At 42.5% G+C, this 12,243-nt stretch carries 13 protein-coding genes; 5 read left to right on the top strand and 8 right to left on the bottom strand.

Features of this window, described 5'->3' with window-relative positions:
- Positions 1-110 precede the first annotated feature (110 nt).
- Complete coding sequence (locus AAHT65_RS14250; protein WP_003327308.1) at positions 111-1,145, bottom strand: YkvI family membrane protein; 1,035 nt, start codon at positions 1,143-1,145, stop codon at positions 111-113.
- A gap of 396 nt (positions 1,146-1,541) precedes the next feature.
- On the opposite strand from AAHT65_RS14250, the gene clpE reads away from it, so the two are divergent.
- From clpE to motB, 3 genes are all read left to right on the top strand, one after another.
- Positions 1,542-3,644, top strand: coding sequence for an ATP-dependent protease ATP-binding subunit ClpE (gene clpE / locus AAHT65_RS14245; protein ID WP_088117058.1), 2,103 nt, complete (start codon positions 1,542-1,544; stop codon positions 3,642-3,644).
- 302 nt (positions 3,645-3,946) lie between these two features.
- Positions 3,947-4,762 (top strand): flagellar motor stator protein MotA, encoded by an 816-nt coding sequence (gene motA, locus AAHT65_RS14240; protein ID WP_063637606.1) that lies wholly within the window; start codon positions 3,947-3,949, stop codon positions 4,760-4,762.
- Positions 4,734-5,522: a flagellar motor protein MotB gene (gene motB / locus AAHT65_RS14235; RefSeq protein ID WP_003327312.1), complete on the top strand. Its 789-nt coding sequence runs from the start codon at positions 4,734-4,736 to the stop codon at positions 5,520-5,522. The genes motA and motB overlap by 29 nt, the downstream gene beginning before the upstream one ends.
- 39 nt (positions 5,523-5,561) lie before the next feature.
- Here motB and mhqR read toward each other — a convergent pair whose 3' ends face one another.
- Complete coding sequence (gene mhqR / locus AAHT65_RS14230) at positions 5,562-6,011, bottom strand: MarR family transcriptional regulator MhqR (RefSeq protein ID WP_010788432.1); 450 nt, start codon at positions 6,009-6,011, stop codon at positions 5,562-5,564.
- Positions 6,012-6,218: 207 nt separating this feature from the next.
- Between mhqR and AAHT65_RS14225 the strand changes: the two genes are divergently transcribed.
- A complete protein-coding gene (locus AAHT65_RS14225; protein ID WP_088117057.1) occupies positions 6,219-7,736 on the top strand; it encodes an ATP-binding protein in 1,518 nt (505 codons plus the stop codon).
- Between the two features lie 35 nt (positions 7,737-7,771).
- Here the strand turns inward: AAHT65_RS14225 and AAHT65_RS14220 are convergent, their stop codons facing one another.
- Both AAHT65_RS14220 and AAHT65_RS14215 read right to left on the bottom strand, forming a co-directional pair.
- Complete coding sequence (locus tag AAHT65_RS14220; RefSeq protein ID WP_088117056.1) at positions 7,772-8,203, bottom strand: hypothetical protein; 432 nt, start codon at positions 8,201-8,203, stop codon at positions 7,772-7,774.
- 82 nt (positions 8,204-8,285) lie between these two features.
- On the bottom strand, positions 8,286-8,543 hold the full coding sequence (locus AAHT65_RS14215) for an aspartyl-phosphate phosphatase Spo0E family protein (protein WP_003327317.1): 258 nt from the start codon (positions 8,541-8,543) through the stop codon (positions 8,286-8,288).
- Between the two features lie 220 nt (positions 8,544-8,763).
- Here AAHT65_RS14215 and AAHT65_RS14210 point away from each other — a divergent pair, with 220 nt between their 5' ends.
- The gene (locus AAHT65_RS14210) at positions 8,764-9,087 is read left to right on the top strand and encodes a YkvA family protein (protein WP_106271710.1); all 324 of its coding nucleotides are present in this window, start codon (positions 8,764-8,766) and stop codon (positions 9,085-9,087) included.
- Between the two features lie 35 nt (positions 9,088-9,122).
- Here the strand turns inward: AAHT65_RS14210 and AAHT65_RS14205 are convergent, their stop codons facing one another.
- From AAHT65_RS14205 to mtnW, 4 genes are read right to left on the bottom strand one after another with little or no spacing between them, the layout of a single operon-like run.
- On the bottom strand, positions 9,123-9,656 hold the full coding sequence (locus AAHT65_RS14205) for a 1,2-dihydroxy-3-keto-5-methylthiopentene dioxygenase (protein ID WP_010788429.1): 534 nt from the start codon (positions 9,654-9,656) through the stop codon (positions 9,123-9,125).
- Between the two features lie 18 nt (positions 9,657-9,674).
- Complete coding sequence (locus AAHT65_RS14200) at positions 9,675-10,304, bottom strand: methylthioribulose 1-phosphate dehydratase (RefSeq protein WP_343310417.1); 630 nt, start codon at positions 10,302-10,304, stop codon at positions 9,675-9,677.
- A complete protein-coding gene (gene mtnX / locus AAHT65_RS14195; protein ID WP_343310416.1) occupies positions 10,262-10,966 on the bottom strand; it encodes a 2-hydroxy-3-keto-5-methylthiopentenyl-1-phosphate phosphatase in 705 nt (234 codons plus the stop codon). Before mtnX ends, AAHT65_RS14200 begins: the two co-directional genes overlap by 43 nt.
- On the bottom strand, positions 10,963-12,180 hold the full coding sequence (mtnW, locus tag AAHT65_RS14190) for a 2,3-diketo-5-methylthiopentyl-1-phosphate enolase (RefSeq protein ID WP_142396259.1): 1,218 nt from the start codon (positions 12,178-12,180) through the stop codon (positions 10,963-10,965). The genes mtnX and mtnW overlap by 4 nt, the downstream gene beginning before the upstream one ends.
- Between the last annotated feature and the right edge of the window lie 63 nt (positions 12,181-12,243).

Raw genomic sequence — 12,243 nt, 5'->3', positions numbered from 1 at the left:
TAAAAACTCCTTTCATAACTTTCCAGCTCATTATACGTGATATTTTACTCACATTGAGGAAATGAAAGGAAAATTTATAAAAAAGTAAGATTTAATATCGAGCAACAGGCTTATTTTTGAGGAATTTTTTTATACACAAGGGCTCCGATAAATGCAAGGCTCACATAACCGAATAGCGGATAAATCGTTGATATCAGTTTTCCGTAACCAATTTGACTGGTCAAGTAAGCCGTAAGCATAATACCGGCAAATATATATTTGCTTTTTATATGAAGAAAGCTCTTCATTTGCTTTTCCAGCCCATACAAATTTCCAATAACCGAAGTGAAAACTTCGCCAAAAATAATAAACAAATAGATGATGTGTACTGAACGGGCAACTAAGAAAACCACTTGAGCCATTGGGATATCGTATAATAAAACATCCGGCAGAACTGAGAGAGACAAAAAACTTGCCGCAAGCACCATTGTCAGCATTACCCCGCCAAGCAAAGCCCCTTTTTTGATCACCCGCTCGGAGGGAATCTCATTTGCCAGCGGGACAAGAACAGCCTGTGCCAGCGACAGGTTCAAGGCGCCGTAAGATACTGCGGACAAAAGCCAGTCCCATTTGTGCGGCCATACCCATTCAACAGCGCTCCTCGTCTCACTAAAAATAAAAGAGTCGGCCACGACAATCATGGAAAATAAAATCAGCAGCGGGACAACAAACACATTAACACCGAATATTCCTTTAACTCCCGTTGTCATGACAAACAGGCTTAATCCGATTGTGATCAGCATGCCTACCTGGGTGGACATGCCAAGCTGTTCCTCAAAAATCGCCCCGGCCCCAGACAGCATGACAGAAGTGACGCCAAGCAGCACAAATAGCATAAACACATTGATAACTCGTCCGGCCTGGGCGCCGAATAAATAAATGTTCATTTCTTGATAAGACTTCGCATTGATCCGTTTAGAAATAATCATCATCTTTGCGCCTAGAAACGTAAACATTCCCCCGCTTACTAAGATTCCGAACAGACCGGGCCAGCCAAATTTCAAAAAGAACTCAACAATTTCCCTTCCGGTGGCAAAACCCGCGCCCACTACCGTCCCTACATATACAAATGCAAGTTGACATGCAGATCCTTTTGATTGTCCCATCGCTTCCCTCCGCACCAACCACAAATTTATTCCGCATCATTCTTTATACCCTATGAGACAAGTTCCTTGAAAAGAAGAAAAAATGATGTTTTACTGTATAAACCAGCTGAAATCACCAGTAAGCAAAAAGCTTGAAAGACGAAAAAAGTCCAAGTATACTAATAATCAAAGATGGTCAAACAATAGACCTTTTTTCTTCATCCCATTGGTCAAAAATAGTCAAACTCTACTTCTTGTTTATCTTGGCTAAAACGGCTGACATTTGGATTGAAGCAAAAAGCTTGAAAGTCAAAAAAGGTCAGAGTATACTATTAGTCAAAGTTGGTCAAATAACAGACCTTTTTTTCTCATTCATTTGGTCAAAGATAATCAAACTTTCTAAGGAGGTTTTGGCAAATGCGTTGTCAACACTGTCAGAAAAACGAGGCGACGATTCGCCTTAACATGCAGATCAATTCCGTTCAAAAACAACTGGTTTTATGTGAAACTTGTTATACAGAATTAACCCGTAAACCATCTATGAGTATGGGGCCGCAATCTTTCGGCTTTCCATTTGAACAAGGTTTCTTTCAACAAAAAGATCAAGCCGCACAACTATCAGGCCAGAAAAAAGGATTGCTTGATGAACTGGCCCAAAATGTCACAAACGGTGCGAAAGCGGGACTCATTGACCCTGTAATCGGGCGAGATGATGAAGTGGCGCGGGTGATTGAAATATTAAACCGCCGAAATAAAAATAATCCGGTTCTCATCGGGGAACCCGGTGTAGGTAAAACGGCGATTGCAGAAGGGCTCGCTCTCAAAATCGCAGAAGGCGATGTTCCGAATAAATTAAAAAACAAAGAGCTATATTTGCTTGATGTTGCCTCGCTTGTCGCCAATACCGGTATCAGAGGGCAATTTGAAGAAAGAATGAAACAGCTGATCACCGAACTGAAAGAGCGTAAAAATGTTATTCTTTTCATTGATGAAATCCATCTTCTGGTCGGTGCAGGCTCTGCCGAAGGATCAATGGATGCCGGCAATATATTGAAACCGGCTCTTGCCAGAGGCGAGCTGCAAGTCATCGGAGCAACGACATTAAAAGAGTACCGTCAAATAGAAAAAGATGCAGCGCTGGAAAGACGTTTTCAGCCTGTTATGGTGCAGGAGCCTTCCATTGATCAGGCGATCAGCATCCTAAAAGGTATTAAAGATAAATATGAAGCATATCACGGCGTCACATTCAGTGATGAAGCGATCAAAGCTTGTGTCACTTTATCGTCCCGCTATATTCAGGACCGCCATCTGCCGGATAAAGCCATTGACCTGTTAGACGAAGCCGGATCAAAGGCAAATCTTCTAATTGATGAGATGAATCATGAGGATGCAGCTGCACGGCTGACTGCTATCGAGGCAGAGAAAGCAAAAGCGCTTGAAGAAGAAAACTACGAACAGGCTGCAAAGCTTCGCGACGAAGAAGAGGCACTTGAGAAAAAACTCAAAACAACGTCTGCCCGTTCAGCTATTACAGTCAACGCTGAGCACATTCAAGACATCGTAGAACAAAAAACAGGCATTCCAGTCGGAAAACTGCAATCAGATGAACAAACAAAAATGAAAGAACTTGAAGCAAAACTTCATGAACGTGTCATCGGACAGGAAGCGGCCGTTCAAAAAGTGGCAAAAGCGGTAAGAAGAAGCCGCGCCGGACTGAAGTCAAAAAACAGACCTGTCGGAACGTTTCTCTTTGTAGGCCCGACAGGCGTAGGGAAAACCGAGCTTTCTAAAACACTTGCAGATGAGTTATTCGGTACGAAAGACTCCATTATCCGTCTCGATATGAGTGAATATATGGAAAAACACGCTGTATCTAAAATCATCGGTTCACCGCCAGGATACGTTGGACATGATGAAGCCGGTCAATTAACTGAAAAAGTGCGCCGCAATCCATACAGCATCGTTTTGCTGGACGAGATTGAAAAGGCCCATCCGGACGTACAGCATATGTTCCTGCAAATTATGGAGGACGGACGCTTAACCGACAGCCAAGGCAGAACAGTGAGCTTTAAAGACACCGTCATTATTATGACAAGCAATGCGGGAACTGGCGAAAAACAGGTAAAAGTCGGTTTTCAATCAGAAGAATCGGCCATTAAAGAACAAACACTGATTGATTCACTCAGCATGTTTTTCAAACCTGAATTTTTAAACCGTTTCGACAGCATTATCGAATTCCATGCTCTCCAAAAAGAGCATCTGGTCAAAATTGTCACGCTGCTTCTAAACGAGCTTGAAGAAACATTGGCAGAACGCGAAATCGACTTACACGTCACAAATGAAGCAAAAGAAAAAATTGCGGAGCTTGGCTACCATCCTGCATTCGGCGCGCGTCCGCTCAGAAGAACCATTCAAGAATCGATTGAGGATGAAATGACAGATCTGCTGCTGGAAGATTCTCACATTAAAGGTTTTAACGTGATTGTGGAAGATAACAGCATTAAAGTACAAGCAAAATAAAAAAGAACGGTTTCCGTTAAAGGAAACCGTTCTTTTTTGCAAACTCCATCCCTCGCCCTGACAGAATTTAAAGCCCCCTGCCTCCCTCCTTTACACTTTCAGGTTTATATATGATGAACAATTTTGTTTACTATTATATGAAGAAAGACTGCGGGCTTTTCGTTATTGAAAAACCCGCTTTTTTCGTGATGAAGCCGCGTTCATGAATAAATCATGAACAATTTCTCAATCTCCCTAAAGTTCCAAGCACCCGTACCGATATTAACCATAGACAAGCTAGTATAAAGGATTTGGTGAAAATTATGGATAAAACATCGATTATCGGAATCATTCTCGCTTTTGTTGCATTGAGTGTGGGCATGGTCATGAAAGGTGTCAGTTTAAGCGCCTTAGCCAACCCCGCGGCTATTTTAATTATTATTTTCGGAACCATCTCTGCGGTTGTCATCGCGTTCCCTTCCAGAGAAATCAAAAAGGTTCCAACGCTATTCCGTGTACTTTTTAAGGAAAACAAACAGCTTACCGTTGAGCAGCTGATCCCCATGTTTTCTGAATGGGCGCAGATTGCAAGACGTGAAGGCCTTCTTGCTTTAGAAGCCAGTATCGAAGAAGTTGATGACGCTTTTTTAAAGAACGGGCTGAGCATGGCAGTAGACGGACAAAGCGCTGAATTTATCAGAGATATTATGACAGAGGAAGTCGAAGCCATGGAAGAAAGGCATCAAACCGGCGCAAGCATTTTTACCCAAGCCGGTACATATGCTCCGACACTCGGCGTTCTCGGTGCAGTTGTCGGGCTCATCGCAGCTCTTTCCCATATGGACAACACAGATGAACTAGGCCATGCCATAAGCGCCGCATTCGTCGCGACCCTGCTCGGAATATTTACAGGCTATGTGTTATGGCATCCCTTCGCCAATAAATTAAAACGGAAATCAAAACAAGAAGTGAAACTCCGTGAAATCATGATTGAAGGCGTACTCTCGGTTTTAGAGGGGCAGGCACCGAAAGTAATTGAGCAAAAGCTTTTAATGTATCTTCCTGCAAAAGATCGTGCGAAATTCGCGGCACAAGAAGGAGAGGCAGAAAATGGCGAGAAAAAAGAAGAAGAAGCATGAGGACGAGCATGTTGATGAGTCATGGCTGGTGCCATATGCCGACATCCTCACACTTCTCTTAGCATTATTTATTGTGCTGTTTGCAAGCAGCTCAGTCGATGCGGCCAAATTCAAAATGCTTTCTAAATCTTTCAATGAAGTTTTTACCGGCGGTACAGGCGTGATGGATTATTCAAGCGTCACACCGCCTGAAAGTGAACAGCAAGGAATTGACCAGCTGGAAGATGAGAAGAAAAAGAAGAAAGAAAAACAAGAAGCAGCAGATAAGACGGCTGACCAAGAAGAACTCGAAAATGTTGAAAAACAGGTGAAGCAATTTATTAAAGATAAAAAGCTGGAAAATCAGCTTGAGACAAAACTGACAGATGAAGGTCTTTTAATTACGATTAAAGACAGTATCTTTTTTGATTCGGGAAAAGCTACAATCCGGGAGCAAGACATCCCACTCGCAGAAGAAATCTCGGATCTTCTGGTGCTGAATCCTCCAAGGAATATCATCATCAGCGGACATACGGATAATATGCCGATTAAAAATTCACAGTTTCAATCCAACTGGCACTTAAGCGTCATGAGAGCGGTCAACTTTATGGGCCTTCTCATTGAAAATCCAAAGCTGGATGCAAAAGTCTTCAGCGCAAAAGGTTTTGGTGAATATAAGCCGGTCGCAACCAACGATACAGCGGAAGGCAGAAGCAAAAACAGACGTGTAGAAGTTTTAATTCTGCCAAGAGGAGCCACTGTCTCAAATAACGAAGAATAGGAAAAAGGAAGCCTTGTCACATCCGAGGCTTCCTTTTTTTTACTTGTTATGAAAATGTTTTGCGTTTAAGCCTACCCTTTTTAGCATTTCAGTGCACATTTCCTTCTCCTCTTCACTCAGCACGCTGATCATCTCATGGATTTCAGCAGCATGGCCGGGAAAAATATCATTCAAAAGATGGATACCTTTTTCCGTAATCTGTGCAAATGTGACCCTTCTGTCAGTAGGTGATGCTTTTCGTGTAAGAAGTTCTTTTTGTTCCAGCTTGTCTACGACATATGTGATGCTTCCGCTGGCTAATAAAATTTTGTCGCCGATTTGCTGGAGCGGCTGATCGCCTTTGTGGTACAAGAGCTCTAGTACGGCAAATTCAGTCGGATTCAGGCCATGCTTATGAATATGTTTATTCATATGGTCATTAATAGAACGATAAGCACGTGATAATACAATAAATAGTTTAAGTGATTTTTCTGAAGCTTTTTGTGTCATATCTAATCATCCTTTTACAAAAGAAACCGTTACAGAGAAACATTAATAAACAAACACAAAAAAGTCAACAAAAAACCTTCCAAAATTTCACTTCTTTTGTAGTTCGCTTATATCATGGGCTGTAACTATATATTTTTCTAAGTATTTTGGTTATTTTTTCTTATTAAAGCAGTATAAACAATGATATAATACCCCTATTCAGGTGTTATGTTGGAGCGATGCAAAATGAAAATAATGAAAGGTCCCTGCGCAAAGATCAAACTTTATTTGGTTTTAGTGATGATTCCTGCATTAATTATAAGTTTTTTCGTTTATGAAAAGGAAAAAGAAACTATAGCCGCAAAACACAAACAGACGGCCAGTATGATGCTGAACCTTCACCGCAATAAATTAAATTATCTGATTGGGGAAACCAAAGCAAGAATGACTTCCCTGTCTATCGCAATTGATAAACCGATTGATCCTAAAAAAATGCAAGATATATTGGACAAGACCTTCGATTCCGAGCCGAGGTTTTCCGGATTATATATACTGAACGCAAAAGGTGATGTGACTGTCAGCACCACTGAGCTGAAAACGAAGGTGAACCTGGCGGACAGATATTTTTTCGAAAAAGCCAAAGAATCTAAAAAGACGGTTATTACAGATGATTATGCCAGCAGAATTACCGGCCAGCGGATCTTTACGATCTGTGTTCCCGTATTAGATGCAGACAATAAGGTCACCGATTATATAGTGGCAGCCATACAGATTGATTACATCAAAAACATTATAAACATGTTAAGCCCTGATGTGTATATCGAAATACAGAACCAAAATGACAAACTTATTTTCACAAGCGGATCGGGCCAGCATTCACAGTACGAGAAGGCGGTCAGCGGGTATTTAGATGACATCAGCTGGAATATTAAAGTATATCCAAAGCCTGTCGAGCTTGAGGAATTGACGAAAAGCCTCTTGCTCCCTCTTTCGAGTATTATCGTACTGCTGAATATTTTATTTATTCTCGTTCAGTATATCCTGCTGAAGAGGCGGACACAGCTTGAACGCGCTGAGAATGAGGCTCAAAAACTGGAGCTTATCGGAACTCTCGCTGCAAGCACAGCCCATGAAATCCGCAACCCGCTTACAGGCATCAGCGGATTCATCCAGCTTTTGCAAAAAAAGTATAAAAGCGAAGAAGACCAGCTGTATTTCTCCATTATTGAGCAGGAGATCAAAAGGATCAATCAAATCGTGAGCGAGTTTCTTGTTCTCGGCAAACCGACCGCTGAAAAATGGGAGCTCAACTCCCTGCAGGATATTTTCAATGAAATTATGCCGATCATTTATTCTGAAGGGAATTTATACAATGTGGAAGTAGAGCTTACGTTTTTAACCGATAAGCCGTTATATGTGAAATGTACAAAAGACCATATGAAACAGGTCATCTTAAATGTGGCGAAAAACTCGCTTGAATCCATGCAAGATGGCGGCAAATTATCAATATCTTTAGGGGCCGCTGATCAGAAGGCCATTATAAAAGTCATTGATAATGGCGAAGGTATATCGAAAGAAATGCTGGAACACATTTTCCTTCCGTTTGTGACCTCTAAGGAGAAAGGAACCGGTCTGGGCCTTGTTGTATGTAAACGTATCGTATTGATGTACGGAGGCACGATTACCATTGACAGTGAGCTTCGAAAAGGAACTGAGGTAACCATTACTCTTCCGGTCACCAACTAAATGAAAACCCCTCTGATTGTCAGAGGGGTTTTCATTTATCTGCGGAACCGCGAATGCCTGTCTGTGTTTTTGGCCGCTCCCCCTTTAAACACTTTTTTGACTGATGCGAACAATCCTTTTAAGATCATCAAAATGATAAAGAAGATCAGAAAGCCCTTCAGTCCCTCAGCCGCATCTTGAAACTCCATATTTCCCCGCCCCGTCACTTTCTGCTGCAATTCAATGGCAAACACGATCACAAATAAGACGGTTAACGTGTAGATAAAGGACAAAGCTGTAACGCTCCATTTAGAGAGCCATTTAAACACGGCTTGAGTCAGTCCGAAAAAAAGAATGCCAAATAATCCGATGACCCAAAAGTGCATCTGTTTATCTGTTAAATTCAAGCCGAGCATCTCACATAAGGAAATAAATACATCGTGGAAACGGTTGATTAATTCGGTAATGAAAATCGTAAGCTCTTTCATCAGTTCCCTCTTTCAAATGGAATTCACCAGAAAAAAAGAGCGCCGCAGCAGCTCTCTTTATTATATGAATAGGATCGTGCGTCTATTTATTTGCTTCATACGCAGGCATAACATCGGCGCGGGACCATAAGCCTAGTTTCTTTACAAAGCCCTGTATTCCTTGAGAAGGCTCTTTTTCCTGCATCAGCTGATGGTACTCGTTCATCAGACAGTCCAGTTCCTGGCTGTGTCTGATTGTGTCATACCCTGTAAATCCTTGCTTCTTAGCGGCATCTATCATTAATTTTCTTTTTTCATCAATAGACACCAGCAATTTTTCTTTTTCAGAATATCTACCCATTCACTTCACCCCTCGCCGCTAAAAGAATAGGAAACAAGTTTGTTTGGGTTCTTGAGCATTATTACAGATTATACTTTATTTGTAAACATATTTTCATTAAATATCTTTATATTTTCATTTATAGTAGATATATTGATAGGATTAAGAGAATAATACCCATACGGCAGATATGCTAAACACACATTTGCCTAAATTAGGTAACCAGCAGGAGGGAATTGTTATGCGGAAAAACAGAGCGCTTATCCTTGGGGGAACAGGCGGCAAAATGATGTTAAAAAAGAAAGACCGCAAAAAAGCGATAAATACCGTTACGCTTTTTTTCCAAATGATAAGAGATTGGAAACATGGACGATATCATCGTTCACCGTTTAAAGCTTTTGTACTTGTGGGCATCGCTTTCCTTTATATTGTGTCTCCCATCGACTTCATTCCCGACGTTATTTTGGGGCTCGGCCTGATAGACGATGCCGCGGTCATTGGAATCATCTGGACGCTATTAAAAAAGGAAATCTCCTTATATGAGCAATGGCAGTCCTTGAACTAAAAAAACCCCGTTTGTAAAAAACGGGGTTTTTTCTATTACTGTATACTTTCCTTTTCATAAATTGGAACCCAGCCCTCTGACGTGACAAAGATTCGGACGGCAACAACTTTACGGTCTTCTTGAAGAGTGAAATAATGACGAATGTTTTCAGGAACTGAGATTAAATCTCCAGGGTTTAAACGGACATCGAAAAAGGTGCCGTCTTTGCCTTGAATGACAAATATGCCGTGGCCGCTTACGATAAAACGAACTTCATCATCTGTATGATGGTGTTCTTTTATAAAATTTTGCAGCAGCTCATCGAGTTTCGGATTTGCATCGGATAGGGAGATTACATCCTGCGCTTTATATCCGCGCCGGGCGGAAATATCTTGAATCTCGGCATCAAAAGTGTCAAGAATCTGCTGTTTCTCTTCATCGGACAAGTCGTATTTTTCTGTCAGCTGTTCTGGAAGCTTCGTAATATCCCATTGTTCATAGATGACTTCTTGACTGTCTAAAAAGCTTGCCACTTCCTCTTGATTCTCAATGATTGTATTTGCCTCATCCTGTATTCTGATTGTTGCCACTGTTTTTTCCTCCTTTTTTTATCTCACCAGCTGGTCCCGGAGTGTTTTTAATTTTAAATGGTAGCTGAACAAAAATTCATATGCTTCCAGCACCCTTTTTGCTTCAAAAGCGGTTTTTCCCCAAGCTGTGATGCCATGGTTTCTTATAAGAACCGCTCCGGAATCTCCGGAAACGCAGGCTGCGAAATCCATTGCCAATGTCGGAATGTGCGCGGCGTTTTCAATGATCGGCACCGTCACCTCCGCATTCTCTTCCCACAAGCCAAGCGCTTTTATAATTTCTTGGCCTTTGAACGTAATGTGTTTGTCATCGCCGTAAAGCTCAGAAATTACGTTATTATCAAGTGTGTGGACATGCAGGCAGCAGCCCGCATCTGTTTTTTTGTATAAATACGTGTGGAGAAGGGTTTCCGCCGACGGTTTTAATGAATGTCCGCTTTCGGCAGGTTCTCCGTTCAGGTCTACCAGTAAAAAATCTTCGTCCGTTTCTTTCCGTTTATCCTTGCCGCTCGCTGTGACGAGAAATGTCAGGGGAACATCAGAAACCTTAATGGACAGATTTCCGCTTGTTGCCGGAAACCAGTCTCTTTCAGCCAGTTCACGCTTTACTTCGGCAAGTTCACGCCAACGCTGTTGTTTTGTATCCATGCTTTTACCTCCCCGATGTTTTCGATGCCGCTTTTCACTTCGTAAAAGTCTTGGTAAGGAAGGTGCTGTAACCCTAATTGAACGCATTCATTCAATAAGTAGTCTCTCGCAAAGCAAATATCAGACAATTTGGCAGCTTCCACATCAGTCACTGAATCACCAATCATAATGACAAACTCAGCTTTTTCAGAAAGCTGGCGGATAACCGAAGGCTTACAGCATCCGCATCCATTTGTACAAAGGCTGTCGCAGGAATGAGGCCATTTGATATGAATATATTCGTCTTCAAAGGATGCATGATTGCAATAAATACGGTCTCTGTCTACGATTCCCTCAAGAAGAGGATAAACAAAGAAGTCCATTCCCCCGCTTACGACATAAAACGGAAGCTCGTGCTGGTTGACAAATGATACAAATTCACGAAAGCCATTCCGAATCTTTGCATCTTGTAACACAAATCTTGTAATCTCTTCTTTCATACTGCTCGGAAGAAGGCTGAACATCTGCCCGACTCCTTCTTCAATTGTTACTTCTTTTGACAGGACACCGTCTTTTAAGGCGGTCCATTCCGGCGGGGCGAATTCTTTCATGATGCTGACAATGTTGTCGTTCATTGTGATCGTTCCGTCAAAATCACAAATGATGAGCGGTTTTTTGGTCATACAGCATCAACCTTTCCCCATTTATCTAGAGCAAGTTTCAAATCATTGCACTGCTCCGCTTTTTCATCCGGCGACTGCGCTTCAAGCACGGCGTCAATGATGGCTCTGAATGCTTTACCTCCGCCTTGGGCGCCGTTTGGATGACCGTGAATGCCTCCTCCCGCATTAATCACATGATCAATGCCGAAATCCTTCATCAGGAGCGGAACCATGCCAGGGTGAATGCCCGCTGACGGTACGGCAAATGTTTGCTGAAAAGAATCCTCTCTCACGCACTCATCATGAATAGCGAGAGCATCCTCTTTCGGAAGCGCAACTGACCCGTAAGGAGACGGGAATAAACTGAAATCCGCACCGCAATAGCGGTTTAGTTTCCCCAGCAGGAGAGCGTGTGCAAATCCGTAATAGGGTGATGATGTAAACGCTCCGCTGACTGCCGGATGGGCCATAATCGGAACAGAAACTTCAGGATCTTCGGCAAGGCTCTGCATGACATCCAAGCCGTAAGCGTAGACGTTAAATAACAGCGCGTCCGCTCCAAGCTCAGCTGCACGCCTTGCTTTATCCTTAAGGTCAGCCGTTCTTCCCGTCAGGTTCACCGCATAAAGCGTTTTATGCCCTGTTTGTTCATAGGTTTCACGCAGCACTTGCCTGCCCTCTGTGATCCGTGTTTCAAAGGGCGCCAGATCTGTTTCAAAGAAAATTTCGTCATCCTTGATTAAGTCCACTCCGCCGAGTGCCTGCTGTCTCAGCTGATCTTTAATATCTTCAAGATCTCTTCCTATGACCCCTTTAAAAATGCTCATTAACAGCGGTCTTTCAAACACGCCCAGCGCCTTGCGAATACCGTAAGCGCCAAACTTCGGTCCTGGCAGCCTTTGTTTAAAACCTTCTGAAAATTCCAGATCGGTTAATTTGATTTTCCCGTCAAGTGACAGCTTGCCAAACACAGTCGTCAGCACCGCCGGAATGTCGTATGTAAAATTAATTTCCGGATAAGCAATTGTAATGACCGCTTGTTTTTCCGATTCAAGAGCTCCTTCTTTCTCCTCAACGCTTACGACCCGCCCCTTATGCTTTTGCAGCTGTTCCTGCTTCAGCAGGGGTAAATCCGTCCATGAGCCTACAGTCAGCCCTGTCGCAATCTGTTCTGCTCTTTTTTCACAATCAGACCCCGGATTTGTCAGGAGATATGTTGCCAATAATTCACTCATGGTTGAACTCCTTTCCTCAAAGAACACATATAAAAAGCCTCTTCAAACCGTATTGCGTCTGAA

The sequence above is a fragment of the Bacillus atrophaeus genome, assembly GCF_039519175.1.
In the GTDB taxonomy this organism is placed as follows: Bacteria; Bacillota; Bacilli; order Bacillales; family Bacillaceae; genus Bacillus; species Bacillus atrophaeus.
Note: the sequence above shows the minus strand (reverse complement) of the source record. Positions and strands in the feature narration are given on the sequence as shown.

What these genes read in the sequence shown, in the direction of transcription:
- AAHT65_RS14250 (WP_003327308.1), bottom strand. Translation starts at nt 1,145, where the DNA reads ATGGGACAATCAAAAGGATCTGCATGTCAACTTGCATTTGTATATGTA.
- clpE (WP_088117058.1), top strand. Translation starts at nt 1,542, where the DNA reads ATGCGTTGTCAACACTGTCAGAAAAACGAGGCGACGATTCGCCTTAAC.
- motA (WP_063637606.1), top strand. Translation starts at nt 3,947, where the DNA reads ATGGATAAAACATCGATTATCGGAATCATTCTCGCTTTTGTTGCATTG.
- motB (WP_003327312.1), top strand. Translation starts at nt 4,734, where the DNA reads ATGGCGAGAAAAAAGAAGAAGAAGCATGAGGACGAGCATGTTGATGAG.
- mhqR (WP_010788432.1), bottom strand. Translation starts at nt 6,011, where the DNA reads ATGACACAAAAAGCTTCAGAAAAATCACTTAAACTATTTATTGTATTA.
- AAHT65_RS14225 (WP_088117057.1), top strand. Translation starts at nt 6,219, where the DNA reads ATGTTGGAGCGATGCAAAATGAAAATAATGAAAGGTCCCTGCGCAAAG.
- AAHT65_RS14220 (WP_088117056.1), bottom strand. Translation starts at nt 8,203, where the DNA reads ATGAAAGAGCTTACGATTTTCATTACCGAATTAATCAACCGTTTCCAC.
- AAHT65_RS14215 (WP_003327317.1), bottom strand. Translation starts at nt 8,543, where the DNA reads ATGGGTAGATATTCTGAAAAAGAAAAATTGCTGGTGTCTATTGATGAA.
- AAHT65_RS14210 (WP_106271710.1), top strand. Translation starts at nt 8,764, where the DNA reads ATGCGGAAAAACAGAGCGCTTATCCTTGGGGGAACAGGCGGCAAAATG.
- AAHT65_RS14200 (WP_343310417.1), bottom strand. Translation starts at nt 10,304, where the DNA reads ATGGATACAAAACAACAGCGTTGGCGTGAACTTGCCGAAGTAAAGCGT.
- mtnX (WP_343310416.1), bottom strand. Translation starts at nt 10,966, where the DNA reads ATGACCAAAAAACCGCTCATCATTTGTGATTTTGACGGAACGATCACA.
- mtnW (WP_142396259.1), bottom strand. Translation starts at nt 12,180, where the DNA reads ATGAGTGAATTATTGGCAACATATCTCCTGACAAATCCGGGGTCTGAT.